This is a genomic window from Bacteroides sp. FSHCM14E1, assembly GCF_019633785.1.
Classification (GTDB): domain Bacteria; phylum Bacteroidota; class Bacteroidia; order Bacteroidales; family Bacteroidaceae; genus Bacteroides; species Bacteroides hominis.
This window is the reverse complement of the sequence record NZ_JADKYL010000002.1, coordinates 289,372-305,445: the sequence shown is the minus strand read 5'-3', so window position 1 is coordinate 305,445 and position 16,074 is coordinate 289,372. Positions and strand designations below refer to the sequence as shown.

The 16,074-nt window shown below is 43.4% G+C and carries 15 protein-coding genes and 1 tRNA gene; 8 read left to right on the top strand and 8 right to left on the bottom strand.

The window, feature by feature from the left end; all coding sequences use genetic code 11:
• Positions 1 to 86: 86 nt before the first annotated feature.
• Positions 87 to 530, top strand: coding sequence for a PepSY-like domain-containing protein (locus ISX59_RS04340; RefSeq protein WP_005775974.1), 444 nt, complete (start codon positions 87 to 89; stop codon positions 528 to 530).
• Positions 531 to 567: 37 nt separating this feature from the next.
• Positions 568 to 1,068 (top strand): PepSY-like domain-containing protein, encoded by a 501-nt coding sequence (locus ISX59_RS04335; RefSeq protein WP_220575694.1) that lies wholly within the window; start codon positions 568 to 570, stop codon positions 1,066 to 1,068.
• 103 nt (positions 1,069 to 1,171) lie between these two features.
• Here ISX59_RS04335 and ISX59_RS04330 read toward each other — a convergent pair whose 3' ends face one another.
• From ISX59_RS04330 to ISX59_RS04320, 3 genes are read right to left on the bottom strand one after another with little or no spacing between them, the layout of a single operon-like run.
• Positions 1,172 to 2,380, bottom strand: a complete 1,209-nt coding sequence (locus tag ISX59_RS04330; protein ID WP_005775976.1) for an L-serine ammonia-lyase — start codon at positions 2,378 to 2,380, stop codon at positions 1,172 to 1,174.
• Positions 2,381 to 2,436: 56 nt separating this feature from the next.
• Positions 2,437 to 3,498 (bottom strand): magnesium/cobalt transporter CorA, encoded by a 1,062-nt coding sequence (corA, locus tag ISX59_RS04325; protein WP_005809741.1) that lies wholly within the window; start codon positions 3,496 to 3,498, stop codon positions 2,437 to 2,439.
• A 13-nt stretch (positions 3,499 to 3,511) separates the two neighbouring features.
• Complete coding sequence (locus tag ISX59_RS04320) at positions 3,512 to 6,010, bottom strand: endonuclease MutS2 (protein ID WP_022011902.1); 2,499 nt, start codon at positions 6,008 to 6,010, stop codon at positions 3,512 to 3,514.
• Between the two features lie 154 nt (positions 6,011 to 6,164).
• Here ISX59_RS04320 and ISX59_RS04315 point away from each other — a divergent pair.
• The 6 genes from ISX59_RS04315 to ISX59_RS04290 all read left to right on the top strand — a co-directional run bounded on the left by ISX59_RS04315 (position 6,165) and on the right by ISX59_RS04290 (position 10,328).
• A tRNA-Ser gene (locus ISX59_RS04315) sits at positions 6,165 to 6,249 on the top strand.
• A 273-nt stretch (positions 6,250 to 6,522) separates the two neighbouring features.
• The gene (locus ISX59_RS04310; RefSeq protein ID WP_008648492.1) at positions 6,523 to 7,752 is read left to right on the top strand and encodes a site-specific integrase; all 1,230 of its coding nucleotides are present in this window, start codon (positions 6,523 to 6,525) and stop codon (positions 7,750 to 7,752) included.
• 84 nt (positions 7,753 to 7,836) lie between these two features.
• Positions 7,837 to 8,367 carry an ORF6N domain-containing protein gene (locus ISX59_RS04305; protein ID WP_055295772.1) on the top strand — a complete coding sequence of 177 codons (531 nt, stop codon included), beginning with the start codon at positions 7,837 to 7,839 and terminating at the stop codon, positions 8,365 to 8,367.
• 634 nt (positions 8,368 to 9,001) lie between these two features.
• Entirely contained in the window at positions 9,002 to 9,535 is a 534-nt protein-coding gene (locus ISX59_RS04300; RefSeq protein WP_055295774.1) for an antirestriction protein ArdA, read from the top strand.
• A gap of 77 nt (positions 9,536 to 9,612) precedes the next feature.
• A complete protein-coding gene (locus ISX59_RS04295; RefSeq protein ID WP_014298459.1) occupies positions 9,613 to 9,834 on the top strand; it encodes a DUF3873 domain-containing protein in 222 nt (73 codons plus the stop codon).
• A gap of 11 nt (positions 9,835 to 9,845) precedes the next feature.
• Positions 9,846 to 10,328 (top strand): hypothetical protein, encoded by a 483-nt coding sequence (locus ISX59_RS04290; protein ID WP_055295776.1) that lies wholly within the window; start codon positions 9,846 to 9,848, stop codon positions 10,326 to 10,328.
• 150 nt (positions 10,329 to 10,478) lie between these two features.
• Here the strand turns inward: ISX59_RS04290 and ISX59_RS04285 are convergent, their stop codons facing one another.
• The 5 genes from ISX59_RS04285 to traN form a co-directional block, all read right to left on the bottom strand.
• Entirely contained in the window at positions 10,479 to 12,263 is a 1,785-nt protein-coding gene (locus ISX59_RS04285; RefSeq protein ID WP_165859730.1) for a UvrD-helicase domain-containing protein, read from the bottom strand.
• Positions 12,263 to 13,981, bottom strand: coding sequence for an ATP-dependent endonuclease (locus tag ISX59_RS04280; protein ID WP_014298462.1), 1,719 nt, complete (start codon positions 13,979 to 13,981; stop codon positions 12,263 to 12,265). The genes ISX59_RS04285 and ISX59_RS04280 overlap by 1 nt, the downstream gene beginning before the upstream one ends.
• Positions 13,982 to 14,091: 110 nt before the next feature.
• Positions 14,092 to 14,532 carry a DUF3872 domain-containing protein gene (locus ISX59_RS04275; protein ID WP_055295781.1) on the bottom strand — a complete coding sequence of 147 codons (441 nt, stop codon included), beginning with the start codon at positions 14,530 to 14,532 and terminating at the stop codon, positions 14,092 to 14,094.
• Between the two features lie 13 nt (positions 14,533 to 14,545).
• Positions 14,546 to 15,127: a conjugal transfer protein TraO gene (locus tag ISX59_RS04270; protein ID WP_117720424.1), complete on the bottom strand. Its 582-nt coding sequence runs from the start codon at positions 15,125 to 15,127 to the stop codon at positions 14,546 to 14,548.
• 3 nt (positions 15,128 to 15,130) lie between these two features.
• Positions 15,131 to 16,066, bottom strand: coding sequence for a conjugative transposon protein TraN (traN, locus tag ISX59_RS04265; protein WP_007845745.1), 936 nt, complete (start codon positions 16,064 to 16,066; stop codon positions 15,131 to 15,133).
• Between the last annotated feature and the right edge of the window lie 8 nt (positions 16,067 to 16,074).

Sequence of the window (16,074 nt, the reverse complement as noted above, 5' to 3'; positions counted from 1 at the left end):
TATTACCAAATCTTTCCCGATTCTATCTCGTTATTTGCAGTGTAAAATAATTCCGAAACTTATTATTTACACTAAAAATAACGATTATGAAAAAGATTCTATCTATTCTTGTTTTGGCTATCATAGCCGTTCAATTTGCGTTTGCAGGTGATATCATTACGAAAGACGTGATGACACTGCCTCTTCCGGCACGCAACTTTATTAATCAGCACTTTTCTAATCCGCAGATTTCGCATATTAAGATAGAAAATGAGATTCTGCAAACAAAGAAGTACGATGTGTTGTTGACTAATGCAACCGAGATCGACTTCGATAACCGGGGAAACTGGATTGAAGTGGATTGTAAGAAAGCCGCTGTTCCCGCATCGATTATCCCCGGCTTCGTGAAGGAGTATTTGAAGTCCAATGGATATAACTCTGAATTTGTAACTCAGATAGAACGTGACCGCAGAGGTTATGAAGTCGAGCTTAATACGGATTTGAGTCTGAAGTTTACCAAAGACGGCCGTTTCCGTAAAGCGGAATATTGATAAATTGGAATAAACCTGTTAAAAAAAGACCTTGATTATGAAATCGTTGAAATTTAGTTTGTTGGCAGCTGTGCTGCTGTCGGTAGTGTTTGCTTTCAGTTCGTGTGGTGATGATGACGATACAGGATATCTTCCGCCGAGCCAGGCCATTCAGGATGCACTGAAGAAGCTTTATCCCAATGCCACTGCCATTAAGTGGGAGCAGAAGGGTGTTTATTACGTAGCCGATTGTCAGGCTGACGGCAGAGAAAAGGAAGTATGGTTTGATGCCAACGCCTCCTGGCTGATGACGGAAACCGAGTTGAACAGCATCAATAATCTGCCCCCGGCAGTGCTGACGGCTTTTATGGAGTCGAGTTACAGCAATTGGGTGGTGGATGATGTAGCGATACTGGAATATCCGAATGAACCTTATACGGAATTTGTGGTAACCGTGGAACAGGGTAAGAAGATTGATTTATACTTTTCGGAAGGTGGCGGTTTGCTCCACGAAAAAGATGTGACCAACGGTGACGATACTCACTGGCCCAGAACTTAAAGGTTGAATCTGCCGACCGAGGCACGTGAATAGAAAGAACAAGAGGATGTGCAATCTGTGGTGAGTCATGCACACCCTCTTGCGCTTTATGGAGAATGGCCTTTTACATCGGCTTGTAATCCTTTGCCAGTCCGCCTTCGCTTGTTTCTTTATAAAGTGAAGGGAGGTCGTGCCCGGTTTGTTTCATTACCTGTATTACCTTGTCGAAAGAGACGCGATGTATTCCGTCGGTGAATGACGAGTATAGATTGGCATCCAGTGCACGTGCGGCTGCGTATGCGTTCCGTTCGATACAGGGGATTTGTACTAATCCGCACACCGGGTCGCAGGTCATGCCCAAGTGATGTTCCAGACCCATTTCGGCGGCATATTCAATTTGCGCAGGACTGCCTCCGAACAATTGGTTGGCTGCGGCCGAAGCCATTGCGCATGCCACGCCTACTTCTCCCTGGCAACCTACTTCCGCTCCGGATATGGAAGCGTTCTGCTTAACGATGTTGCCAATTAGTCCGGCCGTTGCCAGTGCGCGAAGAATGCGCATCTCACTGAAATCACGGCTCTTGGCAAGATGATAGAGAACGGCAGGCATTACTCCGCATGAGCCGCAGGTTGGTGCCGTTACGATTTTACCTCCCGAGGCATTTTCTTCACTTACGGCAAGTGCATAGGCAAAAACCAGTCCGCGGGATTGCAGGGAAGCTTTGTATCCGGTGGCCCGGATATAATATGTGGAGGCTTTGCGTCTCAGGTTCAACGGGCCGGGCAGTACACCCTCTTGTTCAAGACCACGCTGGACGGACTCTTTCATCGTATTCCATACTTCTCTCAGGTAGTCCCATATATCGGGATCTTCGCATTCTTTCACGTATTCCCAGTAACTCTTTCCGGTGTGTTCGCACCAATCCAGAATTTCGGTCATGCTGTTCATGCCATATACTTCCGGGCTTTCAATGGAAGCTTGTTTGTTGTCTTCGGCCAATGCACCTCCGCCAACGCTGTAAACGGTCCAGTTTTCAAGTTCGTTGCCATCAGCGTCGAGCGCAATGAAGTTCATTCCGTTGGGGTGGAAAGGTAGAAATATTTTAGGTTGCCATATAAGATCTACCGGTGCTGTCGGTTCCAATGTGTCGATGATGGCTACATCCGTCATGTGCCCTTTTCCTGTCGCAGCCAGGCTTCCGTAGAGAGTTACTTTGAACGATGCTGCTTCAGGATGTCGGGTGAGGAACATTTCTGCTGCCTTGCGAGGCCCCATGGTGTGGCTGCTCGAAGGCCCGGTTCCAATGCGATAGAGTTCTTTTATTGATTTCATATTAGCTAATTAGGTTGTTGCGCAAAGGTAATTGTTTTTTCAAGATTTTTGGTAACTTAATACCATTTCTTCTTACGGAAAAACCAGTATACGGCTGCGCCTACCAATATCATCAATATCCAGGCGTATACATATCCATACCGCCAGTCCAATTCGGGCATAATCTTAAAGTTCATTCCCCATACACCGACAAGAAAAGTCAACGGGATGAAGATGGTAGAAACAATGGTGAGCCGCTTCATGATGTCGTTCATCCGCAGATCATTGTTCGATATATAAAGGTCTACCAAAGACGATAACGTTTCCCGGCATATTTCGATTGTTTGCAATACGAATTGCAGATGGTCGTTGACATCATTGAAGAAGGCACGGTTCACTTTGTGCATCAGGGAGTTTTCCGCCCTCAGCAGTTTGACGTATTGTTCTTTTAACGGAAGAATGGCTTTTTTCATCAGCATATATTGCCGGCGGAGTGCCTGTATCTGGATGCCGATGTCGTTTCCGTCACTGATGGTGAGTAGTTCTTCTTCCAGATCTTCCAGCGAGTCGTCGATGGTGGATACGGTGGAAATGTAGTTTCCCATCACGCTGTTCAGCAAAACACTGAGCAGGTAGTCACTTTGCCGGCTCCGGATTTTCAGTACGTCATTGTGCAGGGCGGAGGTAACGTCATCGAAGAAGTCGGTTTCATTTTCCAGAAAGGTAAGCACAAAGTTGCTCCCCTGTATGATACACACTTGTTGCTGTTCCAATTCATCCATCTCATCTTCGGGGCTTGTTTCTTCTCTGTTGTTGAAGCGGAATATTTTCATGATCAGTACCGTATACTTGTCATGCTCTTCTATCTTTGTGGGATGTTCGGCATTCAGAATATCCTGAAGGGTAAGAAAGTCTATTTCGAAGTGGCTGCATATTTCGCGGATGAGCTCGGTATTCTGAAGCCCGTGTATCTGCAGCCAGTTGATTTCTTCGTGGTTGAGCGCATTGGCTACAGCCTGGAAATCGGTGCCCGATACTTCTTGCATTTCGAGGGCATTGTAGGTACATAAATGCAGGTGAGTGGGAGTCTGGCTCTCACCGGTATAAACTAATCTTTCACTTAACAGGTTATTCTTCATATTCTTTGTTCTTTTATGCCAAATCGACTACCGTGATACCTGCTCCCCCAAATTGGACATGCTCGTCGGCGAAGTGACGGACACCCGGTACGGTTTGCAGATATTGGCGGATTAGGGTACGCAAAATTCCTGTTCCGGTTCCATGCAGAATACGTACCCGGCTCATACCGACCAGGATGGCGTCATCCACAAAATAGGTAACAGCCTGTAAGGCTTCGTCCCCCCGCATTCCCCGCACATCGATATCTTGCTTGAAGTTCAGCTTCTTCTCGTACATGCTGTCCTGGGTCTGGTTGCTGACAAAAGTACTTTTAGCAGGCTCCTGTTTCTGAGGAGTTGCATTGCTTCGTTCCAACCGTTCCAGCTTTACGGTTGTTTTGATACTGCCGAAAGCTACGACTGCATTCTTTCCGTTGATCTCAAGCACTTCTCCGACAGAACTCTGCCCTTTGATGCGTACCGGACACCCTTCGGTGATGGGAGCTACTTGGGGAGTTTGCTGTGCAGCTTGTTGTTCTTTCGGAACATTCTGCTTTTTTTCTTTCTTCCGGTTTTGCTTTTCTTTCAGCTTTTCCATCTTTCGGGCTATCTTGTCCTCCTGTTCTTTGGAAGTCAGGCTGTCCATCGACTCGCGGAACTCTGCCAGTTCCTGACGGACGAGGCGTGTCTTTTCTTTTTCAGCCTGTGCCTCTTTAATGGTACGTATGGTGTTCTCGATACGTGCGTTCGATTCTTGCAATAACCGTTCGGCTTCTTCTTTGGCCTGGCGGATGATTTCCTTTCTCGACTTTTGCAACTCTTCCATTTCCGATTGATAACGGGCGATGGTTTCTTCCATCTGTTTTTCACGTTGACGGATGGTTTGGCGTTTGCCTTCCCAATAACGCTTGTCCCGCACAATGTCCTGCAAGTATTTGTCAGCATTGATGTACTCGCTTCCCACTATTTCGGAAGCATCGGCAATGACATCTTCCGGTAAACCGATTTTCCGGGCTATCTCTACTGCGAAAGAACTTCCGGGATTACCGATTTGAAGTTGGAACAGTGCCTGCATCAAGTGGCGGTCGTAGAGCATAGCTCCGTTTACCACACCTTCATGGTCTTCTGCAAAGTGCTTCAGATTTTGGTAGTGTGTAGTAATAACGCCGAAAGTATGCTTTATGTTGAATCGTTTCAGAACAGCTTCCGCAATGGCCCCGCCAATCTGGGGTTCTGTACCGCCTCCGAATTCATCGATCAGAATCAGGCTGCGTTCATTGCAACTCTTCATCATGATCTTCATGTTCGTCAGGTGGGAAGAGTAAGTGCTCAAGTCGTCTTCAATGGATTGTTCGTCGCCTATATCGATGAAGATGCTGCCGAACAGACCGGCGTGGCTGCGTTCGTGCATGGGTACCAGCATACCGCATTGTAACATGTATTGCAGCAGTCCTACGGTTTTCAGGCAGACTGATTTACCTCCGGCATTAGGGCCGGATATAATGAGGATGCGCTGTTTGGTACTCAGTTCTATATCCAGGGGAACTACCTTTTTTCCGTGCTTGGCAAGGGATAATTGCAGCAGTGGATGAACAGCCATGGTCCAATCCAGTAATTGTTCGTTTTCCAGACTGGGCTTGATGCTGCTGGTTTGAATGGCAAAGTAACTTTTGGCGCGAATGAAATCGATTTCGGCCAGAAATTCGTACGATTGGAGTATCTCCGGAATGGAAGGACGCAATGTATTGGAAAATGTGGTCAGGATACGGATGATCTCGCGACGCTCGTCTCCCTCCAGTTCGCGGATGCGGTTGTTGGCTTCTACCACTTCTGCCGGTTCGATGAATACAGTTTTACCACTGGCCGATTCATCATGGACGATACCTTTGATTTTGCGTTTCAGCCCCGGGGCAACCGGAATTACCAATCGACCGTCGCGCATGGTCGGAGTAACGTCTTTATCCACATATCCGTCCGATTGAGCGTTACGCAGGATGCTGTTCAGCGAGCGTGAAATACTCCCCATCGTATTAGCCAATTCCCGGCGGATGCGTGACAGTTCGGTCGAGGCGTTGTCCTTGATTTTACCGTATTTGTCCAGAATGCCGTCTATCTTGGTGATAAGTTGCGGGAATACGGCAATATCTCCTGCGAGTCTTTTCAGGCTGGGGTAAGGGTGGTCGGATTCTTCTTCCTCGTTCCGTTGCAGAAAACGTACGATGTCGCGGATTGTCTCTAACGAACGCCGCAAGTCGAACAGTTCCTGTTCGTCCATGTACATGCCTTCTACCCGTACCCGTTTTAATGACGGACGGACATCGAAGAAAAACTGATCCGGGAAGTTATCTTCTTCTTGTATGATGCGGACAAACTCTGTGACTTGGTTCAGCAGTTCTTCAACAGTTTCAAATTGATCGGAGAAGTTCATTTCCGATACTCTCTCTTCTCCCAACGTACTGAGACATTTGTCCTTTAATAATTGTCTGATCTGGTCGAATCCTATTTTTTGCTCAAAATTCTGGGGATATATCATGTACTGTCTTATTTATCTGTATAACGCTTTAAGTTGAAATGTGCCGCAAAAATACGATTATTTCGCGAAAAAAATGCCGAAACGTTTGCAGATTTGAAAATGATTCGTACCTTTGCAGCGCTTTAAGAGAAAAGCACTATTGAAAAGTAGTTTTGGAGAGGTGGCAGAGTGGTCGATTGCGGCGGTCTTGAAAACCGTTGTACTGCGAGGTACCCGGGGTTCGAATCCCTGTCTCTCCGCTGAACGTGCTGGACAGAAATGGTCAGCAAACGGACAAAAAGCTACAAATCAATGATTTGTGGCTTTTTTTATTGCCCGAAAGTCCTGCTTCCAAGACTTCAAAAGTACGGTAAAAGACAAAGTTTCGTTACTAAATCGTTACCTATTCCCCGCCGGACAAAAACGGTAACGATTTGTCCATAAATGACCTGATAATGACTATATTAGTCCATAGTCTGCATAACTCGAAAACGAGAGGTAAAAACTAATTTTGCAACTAAAAATTTTGAGTTATGAAATCGACATTCAAGGTTCTTTTTTATTTGAAGAAAGGTTCTGAAAAGAAAAACGGCGAGGTTATGATTATGGCACGCATCACCATAGACGGCAAACTTTGCCAGTTCAGTACGAAACAGAGCATCCAGCCCGACAACTGGAGCATTGCTGCGGGCAAAGCCAAAGGTAGGGATGCCGGGAGGATAAACGCCCTTTTGGACGACATACGTTCTTCCCTGAATACCATTTACCACGAAATGCAGCGGCGTGACAACTACGTGACCGCCGAGAAAGTGAAAAACGAGTTTTTAGGTCATAGCGAGAGCCACGAAACAATCCTTTCATTGTTCCAAAAGCACAATGACGATGTGAAGCAGCTTGTGGGCATATCCAAGACGATAGCGACCTACCGCAAGTATGAAGTGACCCGCCGCCACCTCGCTGAATTTATCCAAAGCAAGTACAACGTATCGGACATATCCATAAAGGAGATAAGCCCGATGTTCATTACCGATTTTGAGTTGTATTTGCGTACCGCCTGCAAGTGCGGCTACAACACCACCGCCAAGTTCATGCAGTTCTTCAAGCGTATCATCATTATTGCCCGCAACAACGGCATACTGGTGGGCGACCCGTTCGCCAGCTATAAAATTCGGCTGGAAAAAGTGGACAGGGGTTATCTGACAGAGGACGAGATAAAAATCATCCTTAAAAAGAAAATGGTTTCCGAACGGCTGGAACACGTCAGGGACTTGTTCGTCTTTTCCTGTTTCTGCGGTTTGGCTTACAGCGATGTCGCCAACTTGCGGCAGGAGAATATTCAAAAGTCCTTTGACGGCAACCTTTGGATAATCACCAAGCGGCAAAAGACGAATACGGACGTGAATGTTCCCCTGCTGGATATTCCCAAGATGATTTTGAAGAAGTACAAGGGCAAGTTGCCGGACGGGAAGATACTTCCCGTAATCAGCAATCAGAAGCTAAACGCCTACTTGAAAGAGATTGCCGATATATGCGGTATTAAAAAGAACCTGACATTCCACCTTGCCCGGCACACGTTCGCCACGACCACCACGCTGTCAAAGGGCGTACCCATTGAAACGGTGTCCAAGATGCTGGGACACACAAACATAGAAACTACGCAAATTTACGCCCGCATCACCAACAGCAAGATAGGCAGCGATATGCAGGGGCTTGACAAGAAGTTTGTCGGCATCGAGAAGATTTACAAGGAAGTCGCCATGTAATCTTGATTATTGGGAACTGGTCACAATTTGTGACCAGTCCTTACTATTATTCCAACATTGCTAAATTTCCTAAAATATACGATTATGGATTTGCAGATTATCCAAAACAATATTTTTGAGGTCAGAGGTTGCCGGGTGATGCTCGATTATCATTTGGCAGAACTCTACCAAGTGGAAACACGAGCCTTGAAGCAGGCGGTCAAGCGCAATATCGAGCGTTTTCCAAGTGATTTTATGTTTGTTCTCACTCAAGAGGAAGCTAACTTGCTGTTATCCATAGGGGTATCACAAAATGTGATACCCCCTGATTACAACTTCGGCGTTGCTATGCCTATGGCTTTCACCGAGCAGGGCGTAGCCATGCTTTCTTCGGTTCTCCGCTCCAAAGTAGCCATAGAAGTAAACATTTCAATCATGCGGGCTTTCGTCCTCATGCGCCAAATGGCAATCGGTTACGAGGAACTGTCAAGGCGCATCGAGGAACTGGAGGTAAGCACCGATGCGCAGTTCAACGAACTGTACCAAGCCCTTACCCAGCTTCTAAGCCAGTCGAAACAACAGAAAGAACGCCGTCCGGTAGGTTTCGTTACCTATAACCGTGACAAAAACGAATAGGTAACGATTTCGGTAACGAAATTCCGCCTAACAAACTATATCCCAATGAAGTACATTCTTCCACCTTGCGGGCAGTCCACCGACTACCCGCATTTTTTATATCCTTTTCCAACTGGCACATTCCCCGAAACGCCAGCCGTGCGTGGCATGGCTGACTGTATTCCGTGAAAAGAGCCGTTGGAAACCCGCACAAGCGTATTGCAAGCAAGCTCACAACACCCTTGCCTTTCCCGCCCGCATGGAGTGTTCCCTAAAAGATGAAAGAGAACAGGCACTTTTCCCCGGTTTCCCTATCTGTAAATCTTCCTCTTACGCAGTCCCCCAGCCGGGACAGTCGTTTTAATCATTTCAATAGGCAAAGGTAGTTACGTGTTCTTCACGATTTTGCAAGGTCGAGCCGTTCCGGTTTGGCGAAAAAATCTTCCCTGCCTTGCGAGGTATTTTTTGCCCAAAACCTTGCAAACTCTAAACACTACCCTTTTACGCCTATGTGAAACGAAAACGACCGACCCGACCGGAAGACGCATAAAAAAAAAGTCGGATTTACGGGAAACAGGAAAAAAGTTCAGTGAAACTTCAACTCCCTCACCTCTCAAATCCGCATAAAATTAAAAACTTAAAAAATTACAGCAATATGGAAGCAAAGGTATTATCGGAAGCAAAAGTTTATGTAGGCACTTATGTCAAGTACAACAACGGTTCATTGTCCGGCGCATGGCTCGACCTTTCGGACTATTCGGACAAGGAAGAATTTTATGAAGCCTGCCGGGAACTTCACAAGGACGAGGAAGATGCGGAATACATGTTTCAGGACTGGGAGAACGTGCCGGAGGGCTTAATCGACGAAAGCTGGATTTCTGAAAACTTCTTTGCCCTGCGTGATGCGGTGGAGGATTTGAGCGACACCGAGCAGGAAGCCTTTTTCGTGTGGTGCAACTATAAAAGCCATGATTTGGGCGAGGAAGATGCGGACGACCTTGTACGGGATTTCCGGGATGAATATCAAGGGGAATATGACGATGAAGAAGATTTCGCCTATGAAATTATAGAAGAATGTTACGACCTGCCGGAGTTCGCAAAGACCTATTTCGATTACAAACAGTTCGCCCGTGACCTGTTCATGTGCGATTACTGGTTTGATGACGGCTTTGTGTTCCGGGCGGCATAACAACCAATCCGGGCGGGGTGTCAAAGCCCTGCCCGCTAAAAACAACCAAGTTTATAACCATAAAAAAATAAGACATCATGCAGTCACTTAACAAAAACGGGGTAAGCATCACCCAGACACCGGGAGAAGAAAAGTTCGTGAAATGCCATTTAGGGGCTTTCAGGGGACAGATTTATTTTCAATATGACTACCGCCACACGGACGGCGAACTTTTCAGCACGGTAGCCAAAACGCTGGACGAGTGCCGCCGCAGGCGTGACGGGTGGATAGCAAAGAAGAACGGAGTAATAAACAAGTAAATTTTGGGGGCATGAAAACGACAGAAGTAAACAAGGAGCTTATCGGCAGGCGTTGCGAGTGCATTTTTACGGGCTTAATGGTAACGGGCGTTATCGAGGACACAGAAGAAAACGAACACACCATAGAGGTAAAAGTCCGTTTCGACCACCCGCACCAATGGGGCGATGATTTGTATAATGATGTGTGGGCGTGGGGGCGCAAAATTGACGATTTCGGCACGCTGCACCATTTGCAACTGCTGGCAGATAAGCCGGACTTTCAGATAATGACGGTAGTTTTCGGCGAGCCAATCAGCCGGATAGACCGCAGTGTTTTTGAAGATGTGGACACGTGGGGCGTCTGTTCCCTGCAAGGCTGGGTAAACAGCCACGAGAGTGTCCGGTTTGTAGCCATAAACGACCATACGGCAATTATCACGGGCGAATACAACATGGAACAGGTAAAGGTGTGGTTAGAGAAATACACGTCCATAAGGAGCCTTAAAACCAGTTGATAGAGAACGGCGGCTGTTTGCCGCCGCTACTTTCTTTCGTGAGTGCCGGGAAATAAAGTAGCAAAGAAACCCGCCTATATTCCCCAAAAATTATTAGCAACCAATGCCTTCTGACTAGCTGTTGGTTAGCCAATAATACTTTCTGTCTCTCTATACTGTTTGTATATATTCAATACCTGGCAATTTCATAAAACAACTATAATTTTTTTCAAAAATGCCCCTATTTGTGAGTTGTTTATGACTTGCCGTAAAAAAAACTTGCTTTTTAGCCCGAGTAACTGCTACATAAAATACACTTAATTCCTCAAAGAATGATTTTTCTATATCTTTAGTCATCACAAAATTACAGTCATTTCCATTTTTACATCTACCGCATAATCCATACCAGTTAGGAAATGAATCTTTTTCCATATCAGGAAGTATTACATAATCCCATTCTAAACCTTTTGCTGCATGTACCGTAGAGATTATTATAGACGTATTTAAGAATTCCATATATTGTTTTATACCATTATGTTCAAAGGTATCTTTAATCAGATTAATTTTATCTTCATTAGATAAAAACGAATAATCGACAAAAAGCTGAACCCAAAAAATTTCGAGTAATTCTAAAAGAGCTTTAACAAGTACGGAATCATTGTTAATATATATTTCTCGTATTTTATCAATATGTTTTTTCCCTATCTTTTTAGTAATCTTTGAATTTGATTTTAGTAATTCAATAAATTCATACAGACATTTTCTGTTGAATGTTATATATTCAGAGTCTTCATCTGTAAATAATCCATAAAAGAATGGTATCTTATTGTGATTGAAAGTTTTTATAATATGCTCAATATTAGGTCCTCTTTGCTTTGCAAGTATGGCAACTTTAGCAAAGGAATCGTTTTGTAATATTTTTTGTGACTTAATTACAACTTGTAAAGCTTCTTCTTCTTGGTTATCATAGATATTAAATTCCACCTTGGATTTTAAGCTATTAGGGTTATCAAAAGGAGTAATAGCATTTTGCCGTATTATTTTATCCAATTGAAGCATATTCTCATTGGATGCAAAACGATAATTCTTCTCCAATGAAATAAGTTGTAAATTGAATGTATTTTGTGCATGTGAAAGTAAATTGGGTACGGCTCCTATAAATCCATAAATTCGCTGTAAAGAATCTCCTAATAGCAATATATTTGTTTTATCTGTAATTAAGAAATTCAATAGCCAATAACTTAGTAGATTGGTATCTTGAAATTCATCTACGAGAATTGATGTATAATAATTTCGGTAAAATTCTAATATTCCAATTTGTTCTTTAAACAATTTAATTGTTAAAGTAATAATTGCATTATATGGAATGGCATTCTTTATTAATAGTTTGGAGATGACAATAGAATTATATTTATCAATATTTTCTTTTAAATACTTTCCTTTTATGTTTTTAACTCCGGCGTTGAATTCTGACAAAACATTCGCTTCATCTATTGAAATATTATTAAATACTCGCATTATACTATCACTTCGACTATCATCAACGGATTGTAGAGTATCTAAATTCGACAATGCAGGATGTAGTCTATGACCGTATTTTTTTAAAATGCTTCGACAGAAACCATGATAATTAGATACATATATTTTTTCTTTAATATTAATTTGCTTGCCTAAATCCTGCAATAGTTCTGGAATATTCTTACTTACATCTTTTTTAATTTTATATGCAGCATTTACGCTAAAAGTTAATGCTAAAAGTTTTTTTGGAACAGGTAGCTTGCCGATAGATATTAAATAGGCTATCCGGCTTACCATTGTATGTGTTTTACCATAGCCAGCAGGTGCTTCAACTAATAATCGTTTGTTAGGAGAAAAAATAATTTCTAATTGTTTTTCATCCCCTTGGTGTTTGTTCTCAATCCGAGATTTTATAATTTCTATTTCGTTTTGATACATCAGCATAAACTTTTAGCTTGTTCAATTAGATTGACATATATTTGAGGGATTTCGCTTTTAGATAGTTTCATTCCTATTAAAAGTCCCAATGGTTGAGACTTATTGATTCCAAACCATGTAGAATAATAGGCTTTTAGGTTTGTGATATTTGTTTTGTCTATATCTGATAATTTGAGGTCTGTACTGATAGGTGCTGTTAAATAGCCATATTTTTTATATGCTCGTTTATTTAATGCTTGTGCATTCAGAATTCGTTCTTGTTTTTCCGAATCATATTCACAAAGTATATCGCATAATACTTCCTCTCTTCCTATATCAATCAATTTCATTAATTCAGCCTCAAAATCCCGTTCTGTTGTTTTCCATAAATTAGGAATACTTGTTGGGGTATTATCTCCATCACTATCTCTAATCCCAATACAAGGTATACCAAATTTTTCTGCTAACTGTATCAGTTGTAGAACGGAATCTCCACCTGCTTGAATAACACATATCCCGCAATCATCTAAATCTATATCACATTTTTTTGCAAACAAGGGAAAACTTCCATATTCAGAATCCCCTTCGACAAAAATAGCACAGCGAGCAAAGAATGCTTCTTTGATAAAAGGAAAATGAAGTAAAAGATGTTTTTCAAGTTGTTCGCCGAGAGATAGATTTGTTCCTGAAACTATTTTAGTGCTTGTTCCTTCTTTATAAAGTCGAATAATCTGCTTAAAATCATTAAGAATAATACTTGGTGAATGTGTTGCGATGATGATTTGACCATCTAATTTATCAATTCCAAATAATTCTTTTATTAATAACTTTAAGTCAGAATCTTCATTATTGATAACTTTATTGAGATATTTAATAAGAGAACGTTGCATATAAGGATGTAAATGTATCTCTGGCTCGTCAAGTCCTAATACAACAGAAATAGACCTTTCTCCTGTATCCTCATTAACAAATACCCCTGTTTCTCCACGTTGGTCGGAAATTGTTTGAAGTTTATTCAAAATAGATAAAGTAACTAGTAATAAAAATTGAATTCCATATCCACATTTTGACAATGCCCCTCCTCTGGCATCTTGTAAAGAGATTAACTTTGGGAATAACAATGAAACATCCCCCTCCAAAACAGCTTTAATTGCGTGGTCTTTAAAAGATTTTATTTTTTCTAATTTAGTATTTACATTAGTTAATAAATCATTTGTAAATTCAATATCAACTAAATTATTAGTATTTATATCTGTATTCGATACGTAATCCTTAATCATTCTTGATAAAAAACGCCCTACGCCTTTACTGCTGTCAAAATTAATTTCAGAAATGGGATTTCTCAAGGAATCATAGTATATAAAGTTTAAGCATTTAATAAGGGTTGGAGATATGTATGTTTCTGTTTCTAAATGATAAAATTCCATATTATCATCAGGTGATACTTGTTTACAGATAATATTGATATAGGTGTAATCATCTATATCAAACAAGTCTTCAAAATGCCCTATTTCATCATTTGTGAGTTTTATTCGTATATTAACTGTTATAGGTAAATTTGCATCATTAAAATCATCATAAACAAATCCTCTTCGTGTGAAAATGATATTTAACAGGTTTAATATATTTGATTTTCCTAAATTATTTTCTCCAACAATAAAATTGCACGATTCGTCAAATGTAATTGTTGCAGAATTTAAGTTTCGATAATTTTCAACGGAAATATCCTTTATTCTCATAATGTGCAGTTATTTTTTTATAAGTTATTTACAAGGAACAAAGGTAATCACAAAATAAACACCCAGCAATAAAACACTGGGTGTTTATCAACATACTAATTCCAAAAGATTTATTCTTCCTCGCTGCTGTCATTGTTAAACGAGAACGAAAGTTGTTGCATCTGCCCGAAGCTGTCGATAATATAAATGTCAATCGTCTGCTGGTCTGTCGATGCCGAGGTGTAGTAGAGCCTGAATGTTTCTTTCTCCAACGGGTAAAGGTCATTGAGCAAAAGCACCGTGCCGTTATCCATTTCCAGCTTTCCTTTGCCGTCCGGCTGGAAATACCGTATCTGATAGGCAGTCGGCTGGTAATAGCCGCCACGCACCAGTCGGCAGCGTATTTCGGCGGTTTCCCCGACTTTCAGCCTTTTGGGTACTGGCAGTGTTTCGATGCTGAACGGGTACGCCTGCTGAATATCCAAGTTGTCATTACAGGCGGTGACAAGCACGAGGGCGGCCACGATGTAGCAGCCCATGATGATTTTATACATTACATTCTTCATATACATTATTATATAGCGGTCAGTTGATAATGAATTTCAGTCCCAAAGATACCTGCGTGTGGAACTTGCCGATGTCCGAGCCGAACAACGCCCGTTCCCTTGCGTTCAACAGCAGAGCCACCCGGTCGGTCAGGTAGGTTTCCAGTTCCAGCGTCAGCGCACCGCCGTAAATGAAGCAGTCCTTATCCAGCAAGGTAGAGCCGTCCGGCAGCAGCTTTTCGCTTCGGTTGCTTGTTTCGTACCCGGCGAGAGCCGACAAGCCCAATGAAAGGAAAAAGGTCTTTCGTCTGTCCGATAGGAATTTCAGGTAGTAGCCGCCCTCTGCGGTGAACTGTTCGACTGGTATTCTCATATCCTTGTAGTCATACTTCTTGTGCAGGTATTCCCCGCCAATCACCCAGCGGTTGGCGTTCTTGGTGTAAACGCTGTACGCCGCCCCGATGTGGTAGGCAAAATCCGTATTGGCGTTCCAATGCACCCCGTCCGTCATGCCCGCCGTGACCTGCAAGCCTTTCATGCCCGGCAGGTATCTTTGTGCGTGTGCCTGAAACGAGGTCAGGCACAGCGCAAAGAGCATCATTATAAAGATGTGTCTTTTCATTCCCTATTTGATTTTTAGTTCGTCAATCACTTCTGCGTTCACGATGTCGGCGTTTTCCACCCGTATGGTCTGATGCCGCCCGCCGTTCTTCTCGTAGAGTTCCACGACCAGCAGCTTGTCGTCAGGAATGGTAAACTTCGGCAGGGCGTACACCGTGCGCACGGTCGATTTCCCGGCAATCTCTATCACCTCGTTGTAGCTGCGTACCGCATCCAGTACCGTTTCCTGAATAGCCGTGCGTTTGGGCACTTTTTTATCGGTTATCTTAAACCTGATGAAGTCCGTGTCGAAAGGCACGTTGGAACTGTTCTTTGTCTGCGTGTGCACGTAGAGCATCCCGTTATATGTGTAAATCCCCTTGATTAAGAACTGTATGCCGAAACGCTTGCTACCCAAGTGGCGCACTTTCCGGTCATTGTTCTTGTAGATGCTCTGCATTATCAGCTTCACCAGTAGCGGGCTTTCACCCGCCAGTTCCCGGAAATGGATGTTCATCCGGGTATGCGAGAAGTCGGACGTATCTTCATTCTCCAAGAAGTCCTTCATTTCGATGTTGAGCATTTCCGGTTCACGGGCGTACTTGGCGTTGAACGAAAAGAAACTGCCGTCCTCGCAGATAACGGAGAAGTTCGTTTCTCCCGGAAAGCCCTCTGTCGTGGCTTTCACCCTGATTACGTTCTCCGCACCGTCCGCCTTGCCCGCTATGATGTGGTTGCTTCCCAAATCGACATAGCGGACGGCGGCGGGGAAGATGATATGCACCGTCTTGGCAAAGGTCACTTCCACGCCGTAGGGCGTAACCATTTGGCGGTACGGGAGTTTCCGGGTAATACCCCGGTACAAGTCGTTGCCAGCCGCATACTTCACGGTGTCAGCGGTTTGTGCGTTTGCCGCACACACGCCCAGCAAGAGGGCGAACAATCCAAAAATCTGTTTCATTGTCAATT

Excerpts from the sequence above, each read along its gene's own strand:
- ISX59_RS04270 (WP_117720424.1), bottom strand. The coding sequence starts at position 15,127 with ATGAAAAGACACATCTTTATAATGATGCTCTTTGCGCTGTGCCTGACC.
- ISX59_RS04285 (WP_165859730.1), bottom strand. The coding sequence starts at position 12,263 with ATGTATCAAAACGAAATAGAAATTATAAAATCTCGGATTGAGAACAAA.
- ISX59_RS04290 (WP_055295776.1), top strand. The coding sequence starts at position 9,846 with ATGAAAACGACAGAAGTAAACAAGGAGCTTATCGGCAGGCGTTGCGAG.
- ISX59_RS04295 (WP_014298459.1), top strand. The coding sequence starts at position 9,613 with ATGCAGTCACTTAACAAAAACGGGGTAAGCATCACCCAGACACCGGGA.
- ISX59_RS04340 (WP_005775974.1), top strand. The coding sequence starts at position 87 with ATGAAAAAGATTCTATCTATTCTTGTTTTGGCTATCATAGCCGTTCAA.
- corA (WP_005809741.1), bottom strand. The coding sequence starts at position 3,498 with ATGAAGAATAACCTGTTAAGTGAAAGATTAGTTTATACCGGTGAGAGC.
- ISX59_RS04335 (WP_220575694.1), top strand. The coding sequence starts at position 568 with ATGAAATCGTTGAAATTTAGTTTGTTGGCAGCTGTGCTGCTGTCGGTA.
- ISX59_RS04275 (WP_055295781.1), bottom strand. The coding sequence starts at position 14,532 with ATGTATATGAAGAATGTAATGTATAAAATCATCATGGGCTGCTACATC.
- traN (WP_007845745.1), bottom strand. The coding sequence starts at position 16,066 with ATGAAACAGATTTTTGGATTGTTCGCCCTCTTGCTGGGCGTGTGTGCG.
- ISX59_RS04320 (WP_022011902.1), bottom strand. The coding sequence starts at position 6,010 with ATGATATATCCCCAGAATTTTGAGCAAAAAATAGGATTCGACCAGATC.
- ISX59_RS04300 (WP_055295774.1), top strand. The coding sequence starts at position 9,002 with ATGGAAGCAAAGGTATTATCGGAAGCAAAAGTTTATGTAGGCACTTAT.
- ISX59_RS04310 (WP_008648492.1), top strand. The coding sequence starts at position 6,523 with ATGAAATCGACATTCAAGGTTCTTTTTTATTTGAAGAAAGGTTCTGAA.
- ISX59_RS04280 (WP_014298462.1), bottom strand. The coding sequence starts at position 13,981 with ATGAGAATAAAGGATATTTCCGTTGAAAATTATCGAAACTTAAATTCT.
- ISX59_RS04330 (WP_005775976.1), bottom strand. The coding sequence starts at position 2,380 with ATGAAATCAATAAAAGAACTCTATCGCATTGGAACCGGGCCTTCGAGC.
- ISX59_RS04305 (WP_055295772.1), top strand. The coding sequence starts at position 7,837 with ATGGATTTGCAGATTATCCAAAACAATATTTTTGAGGTCAGAGGTTGC.